This window comes from Piscinibacterium candidicorallinum, assembly GCF_047549485.1.
Classification (GTDB): domain Bacteria; phylum Pseudomonadota; class Gammaproteobacteria; order Burkholderiales; family Burkholderiaceae_C; genus Piscinibacterium; species Piscinibacterium candidicorallinum.
The window spans coordinates 609,621-631,953 of the sequence record NZ_CP180191.1; the positions used below are offsets into that span (position 1 = coordinate 609,621).

21 protein-coding genes and 1 pseudogene are annotated in these 22,333 nt (G+C 60.7%); 12 read left to right on the forward strand and 10 right to left on the reverse strand.

Going from position 1 to position 22,333, the window contains the following annotated elements:
• The first annotated feature begins 63 nt into the window (after positions 1–63).
• Positions 64–543: an antitoxin Xre/MbcA/ParS toxin-binding domain-containing protein gene (locus ACMDW7_RS02800; protein WP_377305775.1), complete on the forward strand. Its 480-nt coding sequence runs from the start codon at positions 64–66 to the stop codon at positions 541–543.
• Positions 544–595: 52 nt separating this feature from the next.
• Here ACMDW7_RS02800 and hsdR read toward each other — a convergent pair whose 3' ends face one another.
• The 5 genes from hsdR to ACMDW7_RS02825 form a co-directional block, all read right to left on the reverse strand.
• Complete coding sequence (gene hsdR, locus ACMDW7_RS02805; RefSeq protein ID WP_377305773.1) at positions 596–2,956, reverse strand: EcoAI/FtnUII family type I restriction enzme subunit R; 2,361 nt, start codon at positions 2,954–2,956, stop codon at positions 596–598.
• 142 nt (positions 2,957–3,098) lie between these two features.
• Entirely contained in the window at positions 3,099–4,556 is a 1,458-nt protein-coding gene (locus ACMDW7_RS02810; RefSeq protein ID WP_377305771.1) for an ATP-binding protein, read from the reverse strand.
• Positions 4,553–5,710, reverse strand: coding sequence for a restriction endonuclease subunit S (locus tag ACMDW7_RS02815; protein ID WP_377305770.1), 1,158 nt, complete (start codon positions 5,708–5,710; stop codon positions 4,553–4,555). Before ACMDW7_RS02815 ends, ACMDW7_RS02810 begins: the two co-directional genes overlap by 4 nt.
• Positions 5,710–7,167 (reverse strand): type I restriction-modification system subunit M, encoded by a 1,458-nt coding sequence (locus ACMDW7_RS02820; RefSeq protein ID WP_377305768.1) that lies wholly within the window; start codon positions 7,165–7,167, stop codon positions 5,710–5,712. The genes ACMDW7_RS02815 and ACMDW7_RS02820 overlap by 1 nt, the downstream gene beginning before the upstream one ends.
• 173 nt (positions 7,168–7,340) lie before the next feature.
• A complete protein-coding gene (locus tag ACMDW7_RS02825) occupies positions 7,341–7,844 on the reverse strand; it encodes a helix-turn-helix domain-containing protein (protein WP_377305766.1) in 504 nt (167 codons plus the stop codon).
• Positions 7,845–8,013: 169 nt separating this feature from the next.
• Here ACMDW7_RS02825 and ACMDW7_RS02830 point away from each other — a divergent pair, with 169 nt between their 5' ends.
• From ACMDW7_RS02830 to ACMDW7_RS02855, 6 genes are all read left to right on the forward strand, one after another.
• Positions 8,014–8,304 carry a hypothetical protein gene (locus ACMDW7_RS02830; RefSeq protein WP_377305765.1) on the forward strand — a complete coding sequence of 97 codons (291 nt, stop codon included), beginning with the start codon at positions 8,014–8,016 and terminating at the stop codon, positions 8,302–8,304.
• Between the two features lie 195 nt (positions 8,305–8,499).
• A complete protein-coding gene (locus ACMDW7_RS02835; RefSeq protein ID WP_377305763.1) occupies positions 8,500–9,282 on the forward strand; it encodes a Tn7 transposase TnsA N-terminal domain-containing protein in 783 nt (260 codons plus the stop codon).
• Positions 9,239–11,332 (forward strand): Mu transposase C-terminal domain-containing protein, encoded by a 2,094-nt coding sequence (locus ACMDW7_RS02840; protein ID WP_377305761.1) that lies wholly within the window; start codon positions 9,239–9,241, stop codon positions 11,330–11,332. Before ACMDW7_RS02835 ends, ACMDW7_RS02840 begins: the two co-directional genes overlap by 44 nt.
• Positions 11,265–12,299, forward strand: coding sequence for a TniB family NTP-binding protein (locus ACMDW7_RS02845; protein WP_377305759.1), 1,035 nt, complete (start codon positions 11,265–11,267; stop codon positions 12,297–12,299). The genes ACMDW7_RS02840 and ACMDW7_RS02845 overlap by 68 nt, the downstream gene beginning before the upstream one ends.
• Positions 12,296–13,237, forward strand: coding sequence for a TniQ family protein (locus tag ACMDW7_RS02850; RefSeq protein ID WP_377305757.1), 942 nt, complete (start codon positions 12,296–12,298; stop codon positions 13,235–13,237). Before ACMDW7_RS02845 ends, ACMDW7_RS02850 begins: the two co-directional genes overlap by 4 nt.
• Positions 13,234–14,217 (forward strand): TniQ family protein, encoded by a 984-nt coding sequence (locus tag ACMDW7_RS02855; RefSeq protein ID WP_377305755.1) that lies wholly within the window; start codon positions 13,234–13,236, stop codon positions 14,215–14,217. The genes ACMDW7_RS02850 and ACMDW7_RS02855 overlap by 4 nt, the downstream gene beginning before the upstream one ends.
• Positions 14,218–14,973: 756 nt before the next feature.
• Here ACMDW7_RS02855 and ACMDW7_RS02860 read toward each other — a convergent pair.
• The gene (locus tag ACMDW7_RS02860) at positions 14,974–16,068 is read right to left on the reverse strand and encodes a hypothetical protein (protein ID WP_377305753.1); all 1,095 of its coding nucleotides are present in this window, start codon (positions 16,066–16,068) and stop codon (positions 14,974–14,976) included.
• Positions 16,069–16,263: 195 nt separating this feature from the next.
• On the opposite strand from ACMDW7_RS02860, the gene ACMDW7_RS02865 reads away from it, so the two are divergent.
• The 5 genes from ACMDW7_RS02865 (at position 16,264) to ACMDW7_RS02885 (ending at position 20,021) form a co-directional block, all read left to right on the forward strand.
• Positions 16,264–16,605, forward strand: coding sequence for a helix-turn-helix domain-containing protein (locus tag ACMDW7_RS02865; protein ID WP_377305751.1), 342 nt, complete (start codon positions 16,264–16,266; stop codon positions 16,603–16,605).
• Positions 16,598–17,236 carry an ImmA/IrrE family metallo-endopeptidase gene (locus tag ACMDW7_RS02870; RefSeq protein WP_377305749.1) on the forward strand — a complete coding sequence of 213 codons (639 nt, stop codon included), beginning with the start codon at positions 16,598–16,600 and terminating at the stop codon, positions 17,234–17,236. The genes ACMDW7_RS02865 and ACMDW7_RS02870 overlap by 8 nt, the downstream gene beginning before the upstream one ends.
• 172 nt (positions 17,237–17,408) lie before the next feature.
• Complete coding sequence (locus ACMDW7_RS02875) at positions 17,409–18,239, forward strand: E2/UBC family protein (protein ID WP_377305747.1); 831 nt, start codon at positions 17,409–17,411, stop codon at positions 18,237–18,239.
• Between the two features lie 12 nt (positions 18,240–18,251).
• A complete protein-coding gene (locus ACMDW7_RS02880) occupies positions 18,252–19,628 on the forward strand; it encodes a HesA/MoeB/ThiF family protein (protein ID WP_377305745.1) in 1,377 nt (458 codons plus the stop codon).
• 78 nt (positions 19,629–19,706) lie between these two features.
• Positions 19,707–20,021, forward strand: a complete 315-nt coding sequence (locus ACMDW7_RS02885; protein WP_377305743.1) for a hypothetical protein — start codon at positions 19,707–19,709, stop codon at positions 20,019–20,021.
• A 108-nt stretch (positions 20,022–20,129) separates the two neighbouring features.
• Here ACMDW7_RS02885 and ACMDW7_RS02890 read toward each other — a convergent pair.
• The 4 genes and pseudogenes from ACMDW7_RS02890 to ACMDW7_RS02905 all read right to left on the reverse strand — a co-directional run.
• Positions 20,130–20,279: pseudogene (locus ACMDW7_RS02890) on the reverse strand (JAB domain-containing protein); the annotation flags it as partial.
• A gap of 254 nt (positions 20,280–20,533) precedes the next feature.
• Positions 20,534–21,100: a hemerythrin domain-containing protein gene (locus tag ACMDW7_RS02895; RefSeq protein ID WP_377305741.1), complete on the reverse strand. Its 567-nt coding sequence runs from the start codon at positions 21,098–21,100 to the stop codon at positions 20,534–20,536.
• On the reverse strand, positions 21,097–21,615 hold the full coding sequence (locus tag ACMDW7_RS02900; protein WP_377305739.1) for a hypothetical protein: 519 nt from the start codon (positions 21,613–21,615) through the stop codon (positions 21,097–21,099). The genes ACMDW7_RS02895 and ACMDW7_RS02900 overlap by 4 nt, the downstream gene beginning before the upstream one ends.
• A gap of 10 nt (positions 21,616–21,625) precedes the next feature.
• Positions 21,626–22,324: a carbonic anhydrase gene (locus tag ACMDW7_RS02905; RefSeq protein ID WP_377305737.1), complete on the reverse strand. Its 699-nt coding sequence runs from the start codon at positions 22,322–22,324 to the stop codon at positions 21,626–21,628.
• Between the last annotated feature and the right edge of the window lie 9 nt (positions 22,325–22,333).

A 22,333-nucleotide genomic window follows, 5' to 3' on the forward strand; every position in this document is an offset into this window, starting at 1 on the left:
GCCCAAAGTTCAACCGCCTCATCGCAATCCCTGCCGCCATCTGGCGTACTTTGAGCGTCAACCATGGCCAGAGTCGCCCCGCCTCCACTGACACCGCGTGATCTGATGCGCGGGTGTTCGCTCGATGAGCTGGTTGATCTTTGGTCTGCCGACGCGTTTGCCGAGCGCATCGCGATCGAGCACCACGGTATAGAGATCCGGTTCATCAAAGACCTCGCAGCCGCGCTTCGATGGAAGCCGATCGAGCTATTTGGCGTGTTGGGGGTTCCGGAACAATCCCGGTTTGCTCGCAATGACTATCGGGTGCAAGGCATGCCAACCCTCAGGTGCATCGAGCTGCTGAAGACCCTGGGCCTCGCTAGAGAGATCGCGCAAAGGTCGGCGGATCCAGCGTTTGCGGTCGACGCCTGGCTCGGACGGTGGTTGCTCACGCCGTCTTACGCCTTCGACGGCCTACGGCCGATCGATTGGTTCGACACGCCCAGCGGAGCAGCCTATGTGCGTCACATCCTGCGGGCGAAAGAAAGCGGGGTAGTGATTTGAGGCTTCCTGCAACCCTCGTAGCCTGGCACTTCGCGGTCCAGCACATTGCAAATCAATGGTGCTTCTCGTGCGGCGACGTGTAGAGATGCCGTTGGAAGCCCACAAACAACTTCCGTACCTGTTCGGGTACGCCAAGCTCACTAAAGGCGTCATTGAGCGCCTTGTATCGAAGCCGAAGCAAAGGTGACAGCTTCTCGGCGTCGAGCTCATCGACGCCGAGCTTGACGTACTGGGCGAGCACGAAGTCGATAAAGGCCTGCTGCTTGTCCGTGAACTCACCGGCCGCAGCAACACGAGCAGCTTCAGCTCGCGCCTCGCGCGTAAGCGGGTCACGGGCGTAGGCCACATAGGCCAGCACATCAAATAGGTCGCTGTTCTCGGCCTCGATGATCTTCTGCATCTCGGCCAGTGGCTCCTTGCCGAAGCCTCGATCTGCCAGGTCGGCGAGCAGCTTCTTGCGGGTCTCGGGCGCGCTCCAGATGCGGCGCAGCTCGTCCTCGTCCTTGAAAAACTCCGGTAGGGTGCCAAACAGCGATTCGAGAAACTGGGCGGCCGACATCGGGCGGCCGTCTGCGCTCCAGAACGTGGTCGCCGTCATGCTCTGTAGGGTGCGCGCCTTACCGTCGGCAAGCTTGATCTTGATCTTTGCCTGCGGCGGTGGCGGGTCCCCCTCAGGGCCGGGGCCTGGCGGTTCGGGATCGCCCTCACGCGGACCGCGACCTCCGCTCCCACCAGCTTCCGGGTCCTGCGGCTCGCCGTCCCACTCCGGGTCGCTGAAGTGATGGTGCGCCTTCACGAAGTCATAGATCGTGAAGTGGTCCTTCCCGTCGTACAGGCGTGTACCACGGCCGACGATCTGCTTGAACTCGATCATCGAACCCACCGGCCGCATGAGCACGATGTTGCGCACGTTGCGCGCATCCACGCCGGTCGACAGCTTCTGCGATGTGGTCAAGATCGTCGGAATCGTCTTCTCGTTGTCCTGAAAGTCGCGCAGCGCCTGCTCGCCCCGAGCGCCATCTTCAGCCGTGACGCGCACACAGTAGTCCGGGTCCTTGCTCGCCTTCACCTGGTTGACCAGGTCGCGCACCATCAGCGCGTGCGGTTGGGTGGCGCAGAAGACGATGGTCTTCTCGCTCTGGTCGATCATCCCCATGAAGAGCTTGACGCGGTACTCCTCACGTTCGGGAATGATGATCAAGCGGTTGAAGTCACCTTCAACGTATCGCTTGCCGGGGACGACCTCGCCTTCGACGATGGCATCGTCCGGGGTGTAGGTGTAGTCGTCGATCGTGGTGGCGATCTGCTTGACCTTGAAGGGGGTCAGGTAGCCGTCGTTGATGCCTTCCTTGAGCGAGTACGTGTAGACCGGCTCGCCAAAGTAGGCGTAGGTGTCAGTGTTGCCCCTGCGCTTGGGCGTGGCCGTCAGGCCGAGCTGCACGGCCGGCGCAAAGTAGTCCAAGATCGCGTGCCACTGGCCTTCGTCGTTGGCCCCGCCGCGGTGGCACTCGTCGATGACGATGAAGTCGAAGAAGTCCGGCGGGTACTCGCCGAAGTAGGGCGATGGCTGCCCATCTTTGGGCGGGCCGCTCATGAAGGTCTGGAAGATTGTGAAGAAGACGCTGCCGTTCTTGGGCACACGGCCCTTCTTCTTGATCTCGTCCGGCGCGATGCGCACGAGGGCATCATCGGGGAAGGCCGAGAAGGCGTTGTAGGCCTGGTCGGCCAGGATGTTGCGGTCGGCCAGGAACAGGATGCGCGGCCGCCGAGTCCCCAAACCATCGGGCTCCCCCTGCCCTTTCCAGTCGGTCAGGTTCCAGCGGCTTTGGAACAGCTTCCAGGCAATCTGAAAGGCGATCGCCGTCTTGCCGGTGCCGGTGGCCAGGGTCAGCAGGATTCGCTCGCGCCCGTCGGCGATGGCTTCGAGCACGCGCCGGATCGCGATCTCCTGGTAGTAGCGGCTCTCCCAGGCGCCGCCCTTGTCCTCGTAGGGCACGGCGGCAAAGCGGTCCCGCCAGAAGTTGGCTTCGGCAAAGGTCTTGGCCCAGAGCTCGTCGGGGCTCGGGTAGGCGACAACGTCGCCCTCCTGGCCCGTGGCCATGTCCACGCCATAGATGGCCTGGCCGTTGGTGGCGTAGGTGAAGCGCACCGCCAGCTTCTTGGCGTACTGCTTCGCCTGCGCCAGCCCTTCGGTGTAGGGCTTGTCCCAAGCCTTGGCCTCGATGACCGCGAGCTTGGTGTTCCGGTAGATCAGCACGTAGTCGGCGATCTCGGCCTTTGCGCGCTGGCCCTTGCCCTGCAGGCGGCCGGGGGCGATGACCTCCCGGCGGATACGACTGCCGTCGACCACGCCCCAACCGGCCGCCTTGAGGGCGGGGTCGATGTGTTCGGCGCGGGTTTCGGCTTCGTTCATCGTTGTCCTCCAGGACCAAGCATCAAGACCCCATCAAGAGTCTCAATCGAACTAAATCCACTCTAAGTTATTGATTTAAAGAAGTTTTTTCCTTGCGCTCGATCGAGAGACAGTCCAGGAGTCAAAACCCGATCAAGAAATCTCATGCCCAGCTCGGCACGTAGCCGGCTCGGGGATGATCAGGATCTGCCACCCTGATCAGTCCTGCCTCTAGCGTCTTGTTAATTACGGCAGTCGCTTGGGCTGCGTTCTTGGGGGCGATCCCCAGTCGGGCACACAGGCTGGAGTTCTTCATCTTGTCACCGCTTAGAAACTTGAGCACAGCGTGGAAGTAGCAAGCGCGCATACGCTCATCCGGCGTCATAGAAGCAAAACCGCGCGGCCCGTAGAGCACGGCCTGGAAGGAGTTGTCTTCAGCACGTAGTAGAGGCGGAGGAAGTTGGAACACTTCACAGGCGCTCACCACCTTGTCCAGCCCGCTACCTTGCTCCTCGCACATTCTCATTCGACGCATGAGCGAGGCGAGCGCTTCGTTCCGAGAGCGTGGGGGCAGATCGATCATCCGTTCCGGCTTCACCAAAGGCGCGCCAGGGTTGCTGATCTCTAGCCGGTCGGCAAACAACTCTATCTGTGGGCCGGCGCCCGTTACTGTCATATCTTGGTGAATCAGGGCGTTGGCCACCAGCTCACGAATGGCCAGCTCGGGAAACAGTGGGTGTGCCTCGCGCAACGCGGCGCCGATGTACTCGTTCTTGGGCAACAGCGCGTTCAGGTAGCCAACCAAGCCCTCAAATCCCACCGCATAGCCCTTTTGCCCATCAAGCCGGTGCGTCACCGTGGCGGCTCGATTGCTGCCCGCATACGCCACGAAGCGGACAGACTTACGTGCCAGGCTTGCATCGAAATCCGCTAGCCGATTGGCGAAAAGGATGGCGCCGAGGTTCGTAATGTTCCAGCGCTCGCCTACGTCGCTCAGGATCAATCGGTCCGCCTCGAGCTTGTCGAAGATGCCCCGGCGGTTGTCGGGTAGGGGCTGCTGAGTCAGGCGGAAGTACTGGGTGTAGTCCAACAGCGCCAGCACCTCATCGCCAGTGGCGAACTGGCGGGCCATGCCTTGCTCCCATCGGTAGGGCTGCAGCCGCTCGATCAGGCGTTGGTAGCGCTCGGGGTAGTCGGTGAGCTTGGGCGTGGCGCTGCCGATGCGGATGTAGGGCACGCCATTGAAGGCCACCGGCGCACCCGTGGCCGCCGGGATCTCTAGCAGCACCACGCGCCCTTCCGGGTGGTCCACCACGCGGAAGCTGAAAGCGATGCTGGGCGTCAAGCTGTTGGCCAGCCACATCGGCAGTACTTGATTGCCCCCCACCTTGCGGGTGTCGGGGTGGAATGTGGTACCAGTAACGGCGTGTGTTTCATCCGCAACGCCCCACACCATATAGGCCATGTCGCGGCCCTCCACGCGCGCCGCATTCGCCAGGGCAGAGCAGCGTTTGCCGATCATCTCGGGGTCGGTGTTGTTGCCCTTGAACTCCAGCCAAGCCGCCTCGGCCGGCTCGGCGCGAAGCTGGTCGATCAGCGCGATGTCGCGGGCGGGGTTCATGCGGCAGTGGCCAGCTGCCGGTCAGCAGATTTGGCGGTGAGCTGGCCAGTGAAGGCTTGTTGCAGCAGGGACTTCTTGAGTTCGTCGAGGGCGGCGAGCTTTGCCCTTGAGGTCCTCTTCAGCCGGTCAACTTCAGCATCGAGTGCATCGAGTCGCTCCGCATCTCGACACTGCGCGTCGCTAGGCACCTTTGGAAGCCTGAGCGCTCGTAGCGTGCCGAGAGAAACCGTGCGCTGCGCAGTGCCTGTGGCTCCGGCGTCTGCTTGGGCAAATGCAGCAGGCGACAGCAAAGCGTACGTCAACCATCGACCGTTCACGTCCGGCCTTGGGCGAATCAAGCCGATGTGGCGTTGAAAGCAGAACTCCCGTTCGTCCTCAACCAGTACGGGGATTCCGAATGAACCTGTCACGGTATACAGCACGTCTCCAGGTTGGGGGCGTCTCTGGGACTTGAGACCCTCGAAGTACTCGCGTGGCACGGCGAACGCATCCGTGAAGTCGATCTTGCGTGTCTCTTTGTCGATGTTCGAGATTGTGATGAACGGAACACCAGAGGCCGCCTTCGGTGGTGGGGCATGGTCGCCATCGGATATGGAGAGGGAGAGATCTGCCAAGCTGTTCGAATCTCCCCCACCTGGAAAAGTGCTCGCGAGAGCACTAGTAAAGGCCTCCCGCGCGTTCTGCAGATTTTTCTCTGTGTTGGCCTTGGCCGTGGCGATGGCCTCGAAGGCCTCGTCGAGGATGGCGACGATGCGGCGCTGCTCGGGGAGATGCGGGTAGGCGACGTGGTGCTCTCTTAGCAGGCGGTAGTGCCTTGCATAGCCAAGGGAGTCCAGTCTGGCCGTGTGGAGCTCGTAGTAGAAGAACCTTGGGTCGAGAAACGGCCTCGGCTTCAGTACCTTGACCCCGTCGGCGCCAAGGACGAAGTCAAAGTCGACGAACTTGAGCACGCGCGTGTGATCGCCGAAAACTACAACCGGGCGATCGACTTTGAAGAGGTCGGCTTCCTGATTCCAGAACCCGTTGATGAAGGCTTCCTCTTGCGAGACCACGGGGTAGTCGCCGTCGACCAAGAAGTCCTTGCGCTGCACCCTGGTCTTGTAGACCACAGGCTCGATGCAGTCCTCCAACGGAAGCGATTGCCACCCCTTCATCACGCCACCAGTTCCCGGATCGTGGCCATGGCTTCGGCACTCTCGGCGTCGAGCGCGGCGATCTCGTCGAGGATTTCCTGCGGGCTGCGCAGCGTGACCACTTCGCCGCCTTTCGGGTTCTTGACCGACAGGTCGTAGGTGGCGGTGTCGATGCTGGCAGCGTCTAGCGTCCAGCTCTTGGGCGAGGCCGCGAAACTCTTCTGAAGCTCGACGAACTCCACCAGGTCGGCGTCGTTCAATGCCGTGGTCTTGCCCAGGCTGCGGCCGGGATCGAGCCGGTAGTACCAGACCTGGCGGGTCTTGGTGCCCTTTTCGAAGAACAGCACGACGGTCTTCACGCCTGCACCCTGAAAGGTGCCGCCGGGGCAGTCCAGCACCGTGTGCAGGTTGCAGCTCTCCAGAAGCAGCTTGCGCAGGCTGGTCGAGGCGTTGTCGGTGTTCGACAGGAACGTGTTCTTGATGACGATCGCCGCCCGGCCGCCGGCCTTCAGCGTCTTGATGAAATGCTGCAGGAACAGGAAGGCGGTCTCGCCGGTCTTGATCGGGAAGTTCTGCTGGACCTCCTTGCGCTCCTTGCCGCCGAAAGGCGGGTTGGCCAGGATCACGTCGAAGCGGTCCTTGTCCTGGATGTCGGCGATGTTTTCCGCGAGCGTGTTGGCGTGGATGACGTTCGGCGCCTCAATGCCGTGCAGGATCATGTTCATGATCGCTATCACATAGGCCAGGCTCTTCTTCTCCTTGCCATAGAACGTGCTGGTCTGCAGAGCCTTGAGGTCGGCCGTGGTCAGGCCCGGCTGGCTGGACAGGTACTCGAAGGCCTCGCACAGGAAGCCGGCCGAGCCGCAGGCGCCGTCATAGATGCGCTCGCCGATCCTCGGCTTGAGCACCTGGATCATGGCGCGGATGAGTGGCCGGGGCGTGTAGTACTCGCCGCCGTTCCGTCCGGCGTTGCCCATGTTCTTGATCTTGGCTTCATAAAGGTGCGAGAGCTCGTGCTTCTCGCTCTGCGATCCGAAGCGCAGTTCGTCGACGTGCTCGATCACGTCGCGCAGGTTGTAGCCGCTCTGGATCTTGTTCTTGATCTCGCCGAAGACCTCGCCGATCTTGTATTCGATGGTGTTGGGGCCGCTGGCGCGCTGCTTGAAGCCGGCCAGGTACGGGAAGAGCTTGGCGTTGACGAAGTCGCGCAGGTCGTCGCCGGTGAGCGCCACGTTGTGGTCGAGCTTGCCGTCCGGCCCCTTGGGCGCGGCCCAGGTCTCCCAGCGGTAGGCCGGCTCGATGATGTAGCGATAGGGCTTGCCTTCGAGCGCCGCTTCGCTGGCTTTGTCGGCTTCGAGCGCGTCGAGGTACTTCAGGAACAGCAGCCAGGAGGACTGCTCGGTGTAGTCGAGTTCGCTCGTGCAGCCGGCATCCTTGTGCAGGATGTCGTCGATGTTCTTGAAGGTTTGTTCAAACATGCTTAGCTAGGTCGCGCTCGCTCGGTGATTTTTGCTTCGCGTACTCAATAGCGCGCGAAATGAGCGCGAATTTAGCCATAGCGACTGCTGGTCGCACGCATCACCCGTGGCGATCCGAAGACTCCGCTCAAGAACCTCTCCTCGCTAAGGCAACAGCAAAAGTTTTGCCGTTGTCAGGCAAAGCACACGCAGCAGACCCCTCCGCCGACAAACCAAAGCTGATCATGACTCAGTGGCGCTACTAGAGAACGTTCGACCTGATCGAGCAGTGCGGCGGAGGGGATACCGGGGCGATCCGCTGAAGGAACCTTAGCGATCGCTTGGCTCGCAACTTCAAGCGCGTGTCTCTGATTCCACAGCTCATTGGCGGTGACCTGCACCTCAGCCTTCTGCAAAGCCGTGGCCACCAAGACCGGAGGCTGCACGACAAGGTGTCGATCAAGTTCAACCATGTTGGCCTGAGGGCGCCCTGAAAGAACGAACCCGACATCGAAGCCCAAGTCCTGAAGCTCGTACAGGTATTCGATGGTGGGAGATGTTTTTCCCGCTTCATACGCGTAGACGGTCGAGAGACTTTTTGCTGTCTGAATCGCCAATGCGTCGGCACTCAGGCCGACACGTTTGCGTTCAATCGATAACCGTTCCGGCAAGCCCGGAGCAAGCGCGTGCGAGTTCATTCGTTGCACTCCATCAAGTACGCCCAGACCGCAGTGTGAACACTCAAATTGGTCGCAGGCAGTTGCGCGGACCTTGACTACATTAATGTGCAATATTCTACAAAACTTTCTGGTTGAATGTGTATCGATGTGGTCTTAACCTAAAAAGAACTCTCAATTGGAGTGCTACTTGAGCGACATCGGCAACAGCGAGAACACGCAGCGCCCTGCGACCGCCGAACAGGTTTCAGAACTTTTCAGGTATTGGGGCGTGAGCGTCGCGACCTGGGCAACGTTTCGAGGCTTCAACGTAGCGCTGACGTACTCGCTTTTGCAGGGACGCAGCAAGGGCTTGTGGGGGCAATCTTGGGAGATCGCACGGGCCCTGGGCTTGAAGAGCGCGCCCCAAGGCGGGCCCAGCCTCCGCGAAGACCTTGAACTCCTGTCGCGGGAGCGTGCCCAGCGAGCGAACCGCCGCTGAACGGCGATCAGACATCGAGAACAGAAAAGGAGACCAATAAAGACAAAAGCCAGCCAACCCTTTCGAGCTGACCGGCCTTTGCGTCGGGTGCAGATACAACCGACTTCGCACCTCAAGTATCTCGCTCGCGCTAGGCGCAGTCAAGCTCCTGACCCATTTGATCGGGCCCCGAATCAGGGGCCCCAAGGAGCCACTGTGTCTGCATTTTTTGATGAGTTCGACCTCCATGCGTCGGACGAGATTGGTGTTGCCGAATCCTCCGCACGCCTTCCACAGCTAACTCAACGACGGCCTGCTCGTCAGGTCGTCACGCGATCGCCCCACCGAAGCGTCTTTCGTGTCCAGGTATCCACGGACGAAGGGCGGAGTGCGGTTCAGGCCGAAAGCGGTCTCGAACGGGACTTCCTCCGCGTAGCCACGCTCGCCCCGGTCCCCATCGCAGCCGTCGTGGAGCAACCGCGGACGTTTGAGGCTCCAGACCCTGAGACGCAGGGGTGGGTGCGCTACACGCCAGATTTTCAGATTGACTTCGTTGACGGTTCCTCCGTGTGCATCGAGGTCAAGCCGCGGGCGCACTTACGTGGCTCGTGGAAGCGCTTCGACTCGATTCGCTGTCACCTGCGCTCGCTCGGCCACCCACTCGTATTCATCACCGACCACGCGTTGCGCCTCACCCGGCGCGTGCACCTGTCGAGCGCCTGGCACCGCTACAGGAATCACTCTGTGAGTGCAGCGCGGCTGCATCGCATTGAGCGCGCAGTGCGTAATGCACCTAGCGGCATCACCTTGCATGAGCTGCGCCGCAGAACGGGTGTCGAGTCAAGAGAGATCGCACACGCGGTCGCCAACCGCCGCATCTACTTGTGCGGTGGCCTCGAGTATTCAACGAACGCCGTCTTGCGTCCGTCTGTCGATCAGTCGAAAGGAGAACAGCATGCGATTCAGTTTCAGCGCTGGCTTAATGATCCGGCGGGGTGAGCAGTGCTTCGAGTTCGAGCGACAACTGCTTGATGGGCGTGTCGTTTTTACAGATGTACTGACCAAGGCACCTTGGACGCTGGCGACCAAAGACCTATTGGAGGCCATCGAGGAGCACAAAGTTGAAGTCGTCCTAGAGTCCGGGGTGGCCTGCAAGGCCACCCCGCGCGGAGTGCAGTCTGGCGAAGTCAACATCGATGTTTCGACCCTGCCCGCTGTCGTGCGTGACCGGGCCGAGTACCGGATGAAGTGGGTGAATGCCATGCGCCAACGCGGTGTTTCTCGTGGGGCGACCAGCGCAATCAAGCATCATTCTGCGGAGTTCGCACAGCGCTGGGGAGTGCGTCCGCCGGGTGTGACGACCCTGGCTCGGTGGATGCGGGACTTTGAGGCGGGCGGGCGCACGCTGCTCAGCCTCGTTGACTGTCCGCGCCGTCGAGTCAAGCGCACGAACGACAAGGTCAGGGAGCTCGCGACGAAGATACTTCGTAAGCACTACTTCTCTCGCGAGCGAGCATCGATAAGAGACTGCTTTGACCGATTGCAGATTGCGCTGAAGACCGAGACGTCGGCCGGGCGCATGGTGCCTGAAGAGTCGAAGATCTCGCTTTCGACCTTGCAGCGGATCGTCAACGAGACGCCGCTCTACGTGCGGCTGAGCAAAAGGCATTCGGAAACGCATGCACGAGCAATGCTGCGTACGACGTTTACGGGTCAGAACTTCGAGTACCCCGCCGAGCGCTACGAGATCGACCACACGCCGCTCGACTTTCTGGTGTTGTGCGACCGCACTCTGATTCCTCTGGGCCGGCCGGTGATCACCGTGGTCATCGACAGCTACTCAGGCTACGTCGTGGGGTTCTACGTCAGCTTCTACGGCCCGTCCACGACGTCAGTGAGCGGCGCGCTGAGATGCGCGATCTTTCCGAAAGACGGACTCGTGTGCTCAGTTGAACTGCAGAACGCGTGGCTGAGCGCGGGGATTCCCGCCCTGCTGCTGTGCGACAACGGCCTTGAGTTCCATGCGAAGCTGCTGGGCACGTGGGCCGGTGCGCTCGGGATGGACATTCAGTTCGCGCGCGTTCGAACCCCATGGACCAAGGCGCGCGTTGAACGATTCTTCAGAGACCAAAGCCGGTTCGGACTGGTTTCTGGACGAATCCTCAAGCGACGCGCGAATGATCTGTACGAAAACCCCACTGACACCGCTGCGATCACTCTGAGCAATCTGATCGACGGGCTTGTGAAGTACGCAGTCGATATCCACTCGCAAAGGGTCAATGAGCGTACGTTGGAGTACCCGTTGCATCGCTTCGAAGAGGGGCTCAAGCGCATGCCCCCGGCGGAGTACTGCACCAACACCAAGATGGCTCAGCTCATCCTTGCCCACGAGAAGAAGCTCACCGTGGACTCGGGCGGAGTTCGGTTTGCAGGCCTGCGATACGACTGTACGCCCCTGAATCACGTCATTCAGCGCTCGGGCCATCGCCAGATCACGGTCAAGTTCGACCCGGACGACCTCGACCAGGTCTATGCAGTGGTTGACGAGTCTGGCGTACCGATTGCCCTGCAGTCACGTGACCCCGAGTACACCGCCGGCTTGAGCTGGAACCAGCATCAGGCCATTCGGCGCTATGCGCGCAAGGCGCTCAAGGAGGATGGTGTCGGCGAGCGTTTGCTTCGTGCAAAGCAAGAACTCTGGGAGCACTGGGCGAATGCGACTCACACCATGCCTCGGAAGGAACGCCAGCAGCTGGCGATCTTCAGCGGCGCTTCCAGCGCGCGATCACTCTTCAAGTCTGACCGTGGTGAATCTTCTGCCTCGGACGAAGGCGCACCGCTGAAGGTCATCACAGAACCCAGCACGGCAACTGCAGGCGATGACCTGCCGGTGGACGAGATGGTGACTGATGTCTCGTCCTCTCCGACTGACGTGGGACCAGCCACTGATGAGCTGCCCGAGGGGGCAACGGTGTTCTTGGATGCAGATCGCATATTGGTTGCGTCTGGTGCGCATGACCAACAACTTTGGGGAGCTGAACTTGAGTAAATCAACTGGATACACGGAGCGAAGAAAGGCACCGGATGCAACGGCCTCGGACGAAGGCTCCATACTGCCGATGGATCGCCTCGGGCTCTACTCCGACAAGGCGATTTCCGTCGCTCGCGGCTTCGTGGACGTCATCGTCAACACGGTACCCATGCAGAAGGCCATTGACTGGGTCAACCGTGCGCAGCAATTGGTCGACGTGCTCGACATCCCCCGCTGTCTCGTGATCGCTGGGCCACCAGGGGTCGGCAAGACCTCATTTGCAAGGTACATCTGCCGCAAGCTCAATGACGGCCACCCCCTAAGCGAGGGCACTCGTGCGCTGTACCTGCGCCTGGCACCGCGGTCCACGGCGTTCACAATCACATCTGAGCTGCTCACCCAGCTCAGATGCCCTTTCACTCGAGTCACCGAGAACGTCTATCCGATTCGCCGTGCAGCGCTTGTGGAGTCCTGCCGAGCTGTGGATACGCGGATGATCATCATCGACGAGGCGCACAACATGCTTTCTCATCACCGAACCAGGAGCGAGGAGGCAGCTGGGATATCAACGATTTCGGATCTTGTGTGCACCCTCGTGGATCAGGCGGGCGTCGGTGTGGTGCTCGCTGGCCGAGAGACCTTGTATGGACTGACCGATTTCGACGCAGCCCTGGGCTCACGGGTGGAGTCAACCGTGGACTTTCCGTTGTGGTCGGACCCAAAGCGCTTCATTCAGGTGCTTGCAGCAATGACGTCCAAAGTCGACCACCACTGCAGTCTGGCTTACCTGCGGGAATCCCAAACGGCAGCACGACTGCATGCTGAGTCACGAGGCAATCCTCGTGCACTCAAGCGAATCGTGACCGAAGGCATTTTGGTCGCGGTTACCGATGGGGCAAGCGCACTTCTTGATGCGCATCTCAGTCTGGCGCTGGAGAGGCTCGCAAGCTCTGCACACGCGTCGGTGACGAAGGTGGCCGCATGAGCTGGTATCGAATTGCAAGCCCGGGCTTTGTTGCAGGGGAGTCGGGGATGGGGTTTCTGCTGCGCACTGCGAGTCGCCATGGTGTCGGGCCACGACAATTGACACGGCATCTGGGATTGAGATTCACCGGCGAGGTGTGGCGAGGTGACGTGGTTCTCGCTGCGAAGTCCCTGGGGTGCGAACCGCATCTGCTGTCCGACGCCTTGCCTCAAATGCCTCACTCGGGTTGCTGGTGTGTGGGAGGTCTCGAGTTGGCATCGCCCGCATTGCTGCGTAGTGCCTGGTCGCAGCTATGTCCGCATTGCTTGGTCGGCGCACGCTATCACCGGCTGGTCTGGGAATTCAGCGCGGTGTCTGTATGCGCTGCCCATCGATGCCTATTGATCGATGCCTGCCCAACCTGCAGGTTGCCCCTCAGATGGGATAGGCCAGCGGTCGATTTCTGCCCGGCGGGGCATCGAATCAAACCTGTGTCTGTATATGGTCAGACCACTCCAGATCAGCGCCTCATCGACTTTACGGCGTGGATCAGCGGCCAGTCGCCAGTCAGCGCTTCACGCTCGACATGGATTGATCGACTTCCAAGAGAAGATGCCATGGCGCTGGTACGCATCGCGGGCTTGCTCAGCCAGGAAAAGTCAGCCGTTTCCGCGCGAGACAGCCGCCGAGTGCAGTCAGTCCGTGAGTGCTCGGCATGGGTGCTTCGTGGCTTTCAACTGCTTGAGCAGATGGATCCGGAAAGCCCGAGTGATCTTCGTCGGTGCGCCAACCGCCTGGATGGGGCTGCATTGAGCCGCCTAGCAGGTCGTACAAGGTCTGCCGCAACGCGTAGCCTTGCGTTGCGGTGGCTGAGCTGGATGCGAAGAGGACGACGCACGCGCAGGTCAAGTGCCAGGCAGCAGGAGCTTGGATTGAGTAGCCACCAGGAGGTTGCATGACCACGGAACCCAACGAACTGGAGCTCCTTGAAGCGCCCGCCCTTCGACGGCACGAAAGCCGTACGTCCTCTGGGTCAACGTTGCGCCGTCTCGTTAGGGTTCCAGCCCCGTTTGTGGATGAGGCGCCGGCGAGCTGGCTGTTGCGGCTTGCTGCATCACAGGGCGTTCGTGTGAGCGGAATTCTTCGTCTCTTGAAGATCCCTAGCCAGCAGGACCCGGATCTGGCCTTTATGAGTGCGGATTGGGAGCGAATCAAGCACTTCACAGGGTATGGGCCGGAACACTTTCAGACGGCACTCACCATCCTGAATCTTGTACGTGGCATTGGATCGACTACCAGACGTGGCACGGTTCCAGGCTTTCTTTCTACAAGCAATGGCGAGCCAAGCTACAGCGTCTGCGCATGTTGCTTGAAGCAGGATCCAGTCCCCTACTTTCGTCTCCACTGGCGCGTGCCGGGTTTCAGCATCTGCTCAATACATCGCCGGAAGCTCAGAAGTTGCTGTAAGTCATGTGGACGAAGCATCAAGCTAGAGGCCCCTCCCGCAGCGCTGGCAGATCCATCGATAGCCACTCGCAGCATTCTTCAATGTTCGCATTGCGATGCATTTCGCACGGACACAGCGGATTCGGACGGCTTGGTGATGACTGAGCGTGCAATATCTCTGCGCGCGCATGAGCTGGCGTATGTGCATGGTCAAGTAAGTCCTCCGGTTGAGGCGATGCCGAACCAGGGGACTGGTGCACATCAGCGTCATCAGACAGAACGATGCGGCATGGACCCCCATGTGCGGCAACGATCCACCAATGAGCTCGCCGACGGGCAATCCGAGTCAGAGCAGACCGATGCTCTTGTAGAGCAGTTTGCAGCCACGCTTCGTGAGCGCTTCCGCCCGGAAAATGCGCTACCGGCGTCGGTCTTGGTCGACGCGAGGTCAGCCCTAAAGTCGACCGTCACTCGTGGACGGTGGCGAACTTGATTGCAATACGCACCCTATAGGCTTGGGCTAGCTATTCAAGCCGTTCAAAGTGTTCGCTGGTTACCCATAGTCTGACCACCTTTCGGACGGTGCTGTTACGTGATCTATTGGTACCAAGCAGCGACCCGAGAGGATGCAAGTGCTTAGGTAAACGCATCCGGAAGATTGAGCCGCTGGCTCGTGCGCCTCTGTAGGAATACAAAGGCGGGAAAGGACTTTGGCGCTAGGTGTCCCATCATCGACTCCACACCCGACTCTGCCGGTCTGACCATGTTGCGTCGGTGAAGGACACTCTTCAGGGCGAGACGCCGGTATCCCGGTGGTTTGACCCGCAGCGCGACAGCCGAGGCTCGCGCCGCGGGGTGACGCCCGGGCGCCCTTGGAACTGGCAGCGCAATACATTGTCGCTGCAGACGGCGTCCCTGGAACAACCAGACTTACACCACTGCGACCAGCGTGGTGCCTGACCTGTAACTAGCTGGGGGTTGTATCCGCTCGAACCGGCAGTCGCGTGTCACCCGGGAAATCAATCAACCGTTGACGACCGCGCCAATATCGTCGGCCTAACCTCGGCACGAACGATGGCCCCATCGAGTCTCTTGGGAAAATCTTTCAGGACACTGCGAAAACCTTCGTCCACCCATACCAATAGTTCACGGCGTCCGCTCAGGCTGGTGCACACCACCGTCAGCGCCGATACCGGTAGCTGTACGCGATCGCACAGGTGCTGAACTGCACGAGTCGAGGGCATCGCGCTCATACGTTGAGCCCGCCGACCAAAGTCACGTTAAACCGACTGAGCACTGATGCGATGGGCACGATGAACGTGAAGTCGCGTCCTTGCTGTCCTTTCATGCCGCCAATGAGTAAGCCCACCGCAACCCGTTTGCCATCGACAACAGAAGTTATCAGCGAACCCGAGTCTCCGTTGTCGGAGAAGGCGCCGCCCTTCCCTTCGACGATCCAGACCGGATCGAAATACACCTGGCCGACGAAGCTGTAGCCGACACCTTGGGTGCTGTAGTGGATACCGACTGGTTCGTGAGCAATCCCGACAACTATTCCCTTGGTATGGCCAGTCGTACGACCAACCTTCTCGACGGCCATGTCATCAGTTAACGCCCGGACTTCAGTGGGTGTGTCGTAGATGTCGCCCTGCATCGATGAGACCGTCGCTTCGTCTCGAATCTTGAAGAGCGCCGCATCAAGGTTGTCGGCCACATTGGCAGTACCAGGAAGTCCGGCAACCAACGGCAAGCTGATCTCGTGGTAACCCAACGTCCGCGGGTCGAAGCCCAGGGGAGTGACGTCAAGCACGCCGGGCGCCATGACCGGCATCTGGCTCGCCGCGTAGTTGCAGCCGCCGGTAACGTGGTTGTTGGACAGACCGAAGAGGTCTCCATCGACGTTCCGCACAAGCGCGCCCATGGTTCCGGCGTCCAGAGCGTTGCCAAGCGAAACGGAACTGCCACAGGCGTACCGGTCGACATCCGAGACCCGGACCACGTAGAAGGGCTTACCTCGCGCAGTGGGCGGAGTACCTCCAATCTCGCCCGAGGCACCCTGCAGATACTCGATCGAGCTATCGCCAACTTCCTTCGGGAGCAGTGCCAACTGCTTTTTGCTCGGCCTAGCTCGCTTGGTCAGGACGTAGATGCGTTGCTGGGCCTCGTTGATCACGATCTGGTGGATGCCCTTCGCCCTTAGGACTGCCCGGCCCGACTCGCTGACATCAGGCATCCGCTGCGCGATGTCGCATTCCTGTGCTGCAGGAGCCAGCACACTCGTTGGGAAGAGCCCCTGGGAAACCGCCCAGGCGTGGAGCACGTTGGCATCGTCTTTGGTCGACATGATTACCCTTCGCTTCTGATGTAGTACGTCGTCTTGCCGGATCATAAGTTAACCGGAAGCGGGTTGACAAGTTGCAGGGCTAATGCTATTCTCTCGAACTATGGACATGATCCCGGAGCCCCGGGATTCGGCAGAGACCGCGGGCCACCGCCCGCAGCACACAAGGAGATCAATGTGACACCGTTCGGACTCTTCATGCGCAAGCTTCGCCTAGAGAAAGGCCTCCTGCTGAAGGACATCGCCGAGCAGATGGGTGTCTCCTCAGCCTATCTGTCGGCTCTTGAACACGGCAAGAAGGGGCCAGCTACCGGCGAGTTCGTCTCGAAGCTGGAGACCAAGCTCAAGCTCGATACAGCCCAGCGCGAAGAACTGCGGCGAGCCATCCGAGACTCCGCCACCAACCTAGCCATTCCGTCCAAGGTCACGCCGCTGGGATTTCAGGCTGCACACGCGTTCGCACGCAAGCTGCCCAACCTGTCCGAACAGCAGCTGCGCCAAGTTCTCGCAGTCGTCGAGAAGAAGGAAAAGCATGAGTGATTGGCTGCATGGTTTGCGCGTGCCACCGCTGAACATTCGAGATCTGCGCGACCTCGCGATCACGATCCGAAGCGGCTCGCAGCTTGACGAGCGTGCCCCCTTTCCAGTGCTGCACTTCCTCGAGTGGACGATGCACGAGCTGCGCGACGGGTTCGACTGGGAGATCGTCGAATCGCTATCAGATGGCGACGAAGCGCGTGCGTACCCAGACGGCGCACCGCACTATCCAGACGGCCCGCTGATCCAGATGCTGGCCCAGGTGTATGACGCAGCCGGCCAGAACAAGGGCCGCCCCCGACTGACCATCCTGCACGAGTGCGGCCATGTACTGCTGCACCGGCATGTGTCGGTTCACCACCGAGGCTTGGTCGGTGCAGCACTGCCCACTTGGGAGAACTCGGAGTGGCAGGCGAACCAGTTTGCCGCCGAGTTGCTGATGCCAGTGCAAAGCCTGCAAACGCAGATCGACCTCGAGACCTACGTTGAGCAGATGGGTGTTAGTCGCGAAGCCGCCTGCAATCGCGCACTGCAACTCGAAAGATCGCTGCGATTGTCACTACCCCCTTGGCCGGTCACGGTCTATGCCAGCAGCCACAAACGCAAAGGAGGTGCGGCGATGAAGCACGGCTAGAAAGAAAAAGGCAAGCACGAATGCTTGCCTTGGGGTCGACATGTTGCCACGTCGGTGTGAGAACCAAAAGTGTGCAGCACAGGGCCCCGAGCGTCAAGCGAAATCCTTGGCACTCGCGAGGGTGCCGGCATTACCTTGTTCGATAGGAACCGATATGCACACTGCAATTCATGTGGCGGGCACCCGCTATGACATTTCGCGCGGCTTCGTCGCTGGCGCCGCGATCTACAACCTCGCTGACATCGATCCGGCACGGCAGCACTTGCTGCTGGAACTGGCGGACGATCGCGACATTCCGTTGCGGCACGACGACTACATCGTCATTAACGGGCGCGAGCGCTTCTCGGTCGCCGACGGGCCGCAGCCTGCCGACGACAACCCGTGCCTGCGCAAGCCGCTCTCGCCCACGATCAATGAGCAGGAACTGCCCGCAGATCGCGCGTTGCACCAGTCGAAGTTGTCGTTCGAACAGTTGGCCGCCCTCGATCCCGACTTCGAATCTGGCGACGGCGTGTTCGTTGAATTGAAGGACGTCCCTGACGCGCAGGTCATACCGGGCATGCGCGTCCTCGTGCAGGCCGACGATCGGTTCTACACAAGCCCATGTGGCAACGTTGGCTTCGAGACGAAGCTCGACGCCGACCTCGGGCTCATGCGAGAGCGACACGGCGACATCGAGTGCATCGATGAGGGCACCCGTCGCCTCGTCATCGTCCGCGGCCAGGAGCTTCCTGCGCACTGGAACCGGCGCAGCACAGACATTCTGCTGCAGGTGCCCCAGGGCTACCCGCTGGCGGCGTTGGACATGTTCTGGGTGACGCCCGGGCTTGCCCTCGCGGATGGTCGCCAGCCGCAGAACGCCGATCAGCTGGAGACCTTTGCGGGTCGCACATGGCAACGCTTCTCCTGGCACTACCCGCCGGGGCATCGCTGGAACCCGGCCACCGACGGCCTCTTGAGCCATCTGCGCTTTGCCCGGGTGCGCCTGGGCCAAGCCCACTGAGCGGAGGCGGCGATGAACTACGTGCTTCGAATGCGCGTCGGTCACCATCGCCGCCTCGCGGCTCTGCTGCGGGCGGCGATGCCGGCCGAGAGCGTGGCGTTCCTCCTCTGCCGGCGAGCACCATCGGCGGCTGGGGTCGTGTTCTTGGTGGATTCGGTGATCGAAGTCGAACCTGGCACCTACGTGACCCAGGCTCACAACATCGCGTCGGTGGCACCCTTGGCGATGGCGCGCATCGTGCAGCAGGCGCGCGCCGACGATAGGGTGATCGTCATGGCTCACCTTCACCCGATGACTGCCAACGGGGTCGAGTTTTCCGAGGCAGATCATTTGGGTAACCGAAGGTCCTTCTGCTTCTTCCATCGGCGTGTAGATCAGCCCGAGCACATCGCATTGGTCTGGAATGCAACCGTGGACGAGTGCGCTGGACTGGTCTACCTGAAGGACGGCCGTGTCGAAGTGCTGAACTCTGCGGTGGTCGTCGACAACGAACACTGGCGAGAGTTCATCCCCAGGCGTCAGGCTCCCAAGGAACGGTTTGCACGTCAGGCCATGCTGCTCGGCGCCGCGGGTCAGCGCCGGGTGGGTGCCGCGAAGTTCGCGGTGATCGGACTGGGCGGTACCGGCAGCCTGGTGTCCCTGGCGCTCGTGCACCACGGCGCGCGTAAGCTCGTCCTTGTCGATGACGAGGTCCTCGACGAGTCCAATCTGCCGAGGATTCCGGCTAGCGCACCCAACGATGTGAAGGTGCGACGCAAGGTAGACATCGCGCGCGACTATGCGCTGGAGCATGCGCCAGACATCGAAGTCGAAGCGCTCATGCGGCATGTCGAGCACACGTCCGTGCTTCCATTCCTGGTCGGCTGTGATGTGATCGTGGTCTGCACCGACAACACCACATCTCGCGCGTACCTGAACCAGCTGTCCCAGCAGTACCTGATTCCACTGCTGGATCTCGGTGTGCAGTTTTCGGTCGGGGATACCGGTGTAGTCGCAAACGAGATCGGGCGAATCAACCTCGTCCGCCCAGGAACGCCTTGCCTCTGGTGCACCGGACACATCAGCTCGGAACGGCTCGCTGCGGAGTCCGTACCGAAAGCTGAGCGCGCTCGCGAGGGCAGCTACCTTCGCGGTATCGACGATCCGCAACCCTCGATGCTGGCCTTCAACATGGAGGTTGTCGGCCGCGGCATGCAGATCTTGCTGGGGTTCGTGACCGGGCTTTTCGCCCAAGCCCCGGACGCCTATGAGCAGCGCAGCTTTCTGCGGCCGCGGGCCGGCGCGATGGTGCGCCAGATCTCGAAGGTCTATCGACCAGGCTGCCCGATCTGTTCGGCGGCGGGCTGTGGCGCGGACCGCGAGATGACCGTCAGGCGGCGCGCCGCCTGAAATTGGACACCACACCTCGTCAATGCAACGTTTGGCCCCGGAGCCTCCTCCGGGGTCACGGACACAGAGGAGTTCCCCATGTACAAAATGTTTATTGAGTTCTTCCTTGCTCGCCCCGGCCGCCTAAGTGCAATTGGGCGCGCAGCGTTCCACCTGAGCGGAATCATCTTGCTGATCGGCCTTTGCGGTCGTATCGCCACCGTCGGCGTGTCAGCCATGCAGGGTGTGGGTGGAGCCAGGCCGTACGTAAGCTCCTTCGCTTTGCTCAGCCCCTCGCTGCCGACCTGGCGGGTGCCTGAGAGCTTCCTCGGTTACGGTGCGTGCGTCCTGGTTGCCGCGCTTGGTCTCTTGCTGGTTCAGATGGGCAAGGCCATCGACACGGCGATCGGGTAGCGACCGATGGGATGCCGGTCGAGCGGCCTTCACCCGGGTCGAACTCTGGTGGATCTGCCCGTGGTGGCCACATCAGTGCCGATACTGGCACCGACATGCGCCTGCTCGCTAGATCAGGCCGCGTTCGGCGAACGATGTGACCTCTGTGCCAGCCATCACCAGGTGATCGAGTACCCGCACGTCGACCAGCGCAAGCGCGGTCTTCAGGGTCTGCGTCAAAAGCTCGTTCGCACGGCTCAGTTCGGCCGCGCCCCGAGGGATGATCATGCCGACGTGGTTCGTCCTACTCCAAGATCCGTTCTCGACCCATAGCAGAACACGAGAGTGGGCGCTGTTGGCCAAATGCGCTGGGCGGTTCCCACCCAACGCGGCGCCTCAATCAAGAGCTCCATCGAAACGGGAGCGATTCGAGAAGCGGTTGGAGGTCGATGTGAGGCGTAGCGCTCAGCAGCCCTTGAACTTCTCCTGTCCGAGGGCTGCCGGTGAACTACTGGCCCTCAGCAGATTGGGGCTCATGAGTGCGGCTCCATGCGATTTTCAATCGCCAGTGCTTGGTCAAACCTTCGGCGTAACGCCATAGCTCGGGCAAGCGCTATTCGATCCATCTCCTGAAGGTGCAGACGAGCGACAGGCAAAACGAATGCCTCTTCAATTTGTATGTGAGCGCGATACAGCGATGTGAAAGCGCTGATCTGCGCAGCTGGCGTAGCCGGCACATCACCATTGACGATGCCAACTAGCCACGGGCGTATTTCTGCGAAGAGAGACTCAAGATCACGATGCTGATCTGATAGGTTTCGCATCAATGCTTGGAGATCAGTCGTTGCAGACAACGTTGCACCGAGAATAGGAAAGAGATCTCGCTCTTCGTCAGCATGGTGGTCCGGCGCTGCACGATCGAAGTACCGCATGAGCTGCAATGCAGTTTCTACTGCTGGATCGTCGGGACATGCGACTCCCCGCAGATACCGCTGCAGCTTTTCAAGAAGACTTACGAAGTGCGTGGCCTTCTCATGGCAGGTCTGCAGCAGATCGATGGGGTCATCGAGGCATTCCATGACTTCGGGGGTGGTGTTCATTTCGGTTTGACCGAATCGAGCTGACGAGTAGTGCGCTTCAATTCATCTGCCACCCAGGTAAGCAGCGACTCTTCTTGTAAGTGGAGAAAGTTTCGGTATCTATGGCAGTAGTCGCTGACAAGGTTTAGCGCCAAGAGGGAGGCAGTTCCTTCAGCAAGGCTGTCAAGGCAGTCGCGCGCATGCCGCCACTGGCGAGTGAGGTGCCTTCGGTCTTCGGCAAACCACAAAGAAGTCATGCGCAACTGCTCCCTGTGATCCTTCGCATCGCTTTGCGCCGCGAGCCACTCAAGCAGTTGATGACTATCGAGTGTCTGATCTGGCTTGACTTGAGTTTCAAAGTAGGTCCGCAGCGCTGCAAGCGCAGGATCTGCACACCGGGCAGAGGCCGCTGCTGCGCGCATGAGCCGCGCGCTTGTGACCAACAGCTCTTCTGTGCGTCTGAGGAACAATCCGAGGTGACGATGTCGATAGCGTGTGCGATCGAGAATCTGTGCGGCTTCGGCATCATCAGGCATGAACTGCTCCTCAGACAGAGCGATCGTGCGGCTGCATGCACCAGCGCTGCGCGTCGCTTTCGGCGCGCATGACAGCAGCGGTGCTGCCCGAGAAGCTGTAATCCCCGCGAGGACGAAACTCGCGAGTGGCAGGATCGAAGACCAGAACGACACCTTCATCCAGCAGGTAGTGCCACCCGTGAAGAAACAACGAGCCGCTCGCAATACGTGCTTCAACCATCGGGTAGCTCATCAGGCTAGACAGCTGCAGCACGATGTTTCGTTGCTCCACACGCCTGAGGGCCTCTGCGGACGCAGCAACCGGCAGCCGGGCGTCATACGCGTGACTCAGCCAGCCTCTTAAGTGCTTGCAGCATGCAGGCGGCTCTTCGTAGAGCGCGCGCATGGCCCCGCAATGGCTATGGCCGCAAACCACAATGTGATTGACCTCGAGCACTGCAGTGGCGAACTCGATGGCCGCTGCGGTGCCATGCGCATCCCCGGTGGAGTCCCACGGAGGCACCAAGTTGCCAACATTGCGGACAATGAAGAGCTCGCCCGGACCGCAGTCCATAAGCACGTACGGCACCACACGTGAGTCTGAGCATCCAATAAACAAAGTTGAGGGATGCTGTCCGTCTCGCACCATGGCTTTGAAGGACTCTGCATGCTGCGGAAACCAGCCTGTCTCAAAGCGCTCAAGCTTGTCGATAAGGTCGCGTTCCTGCATGGCTCGCTC

Bases quoted from the DNA above. Each gene is read 5' to 3' on its own strand.
- ACMDW7_RS02850 (WP_377305757.1), top strand. From the start codon at position 12,296: ATGAGCTGGTATCGAATTGCAAGCCCGGGCTTTGTTGCAGGGGAGTCG.
- ACMDW7_RS02870 (WP_377305749.1), top strand. From the start codon at position 16,598: ATGAGTGATTGGCTGCATGGTTTGCGCGTGCCACCGCTGAACATTCGA.
- ACMDW7_RS02880 (WP_377305745.1), top strand. From the start codon at position 18,252: ATGAACTACGTGCTTCGAATGCGCGTCGGTCACCATCGCCGCCTCGCG.
- ACMDW7_RS02820 (WP_377305768.1), bottom strand. From the start codon at position 7,167: ATGTTTGAACAAACCTTCAAGAACATCGACGACATCCTGCACAAGGAT.
- ACMDW7_RS02845 (WP_377305759.1), top strand. From the start codon at position 11,265: ATGCAGATCGCATATTGGTTGCGTCTGGTGCGCATGACCAACAACTTT.
- ACMDW7_RS02840 (WP_377305761.1), top strand. From the start codon at position 9,239: ATGCGATTCAGTTTCAGCGCTGGCTTAATGATCCGGCGGGGTGAGCAG.
- ACMDW7_RS02810 (WP_377305771.1), bottom strand. From the start codon at position 4,556: ATGAACCCCGCCCGCGACATCGCGCTGATCGACCAGCTTCGCGCCGAG.
- ACMDW7_RS02885 (WP_377305743.1), top strand. From the start codon at position 19,707: ATGTACAAAATGTTTATTGAGTTCTTCCTTGCTCGCCCCGGCCGCCTA.
- ACMDW7_RS02855 (WP_377305755.1), top strand. From the start codon at position 13,234: ATGACCACGGAACCCAACGAACTGGAGCTCCTTGAAGCGCCCGCCCTT.
- ACMDW7_RS02815 (WP_377305770.1), bottom strand. From the start codon at position 5,710: ATGAAGGGGTGGCAATCGCTTCCGTTGGAGGACTGCATCGAGCCTGTG.
- ACMDW7_RS02865 (WP_377305751.1), top strand. From the start codon at position 16,264: ATGCGCAAGCTTCGCCTAGAGAAAGGCCTCCTGCTGAAGGACATCGCC.
- ACMDW7_RS02825 (WP_377305766.1), bottom strand. From the start codon at position 7,844: ATGAACTCGCACGCGCTTGCTCCGGGCTTGCCGGAACGGTTATCGATT.
- ACMDW7_RS02800 (WP_377305775.1), top strand. From the start codon at position 64: ATGGCCAGAGTCGCCCCGCCTCCACTGACACCGCGTGATCTGATGCGC.
- ACMDW7_RS02860 (WP_377305753.1), bottom strand. From the start codon at position 16,068: ATGTCGACCAAAGACGATGCCAACGTGCTCCACGCCTGGGCGGTTTCC.
- ACMDW7_RS02900 (WP_377305739.1), bottom strand. From the start codon at position 21,615: ATGCCTGATGATGCCGAAGCCGCACAGATTCTCGATCGCACACGCTAT.
- hsdR (WP_377305773.1), bottom strand. From the start codon at position 2,956: ATGAACGAAGCCGAAACCCGCGCCGAACACATCGACCCCGCCCTCAAG.
- ACMDW7_RS02905 (WP_377305737.1), bottom strand. From the start codon at position 22,324: ATGCAGGAACGCGACCTTATCGACAAGCTTGAGCGCTTTGAGACAGGC.
- ACMDW7_RS02895 (WP_377305741.1), bottom strand. From the start codon at position 21,100: ATGAACACCACCCCCGAAGTCATGGAATGCCTCGATGACCCCATCGAT.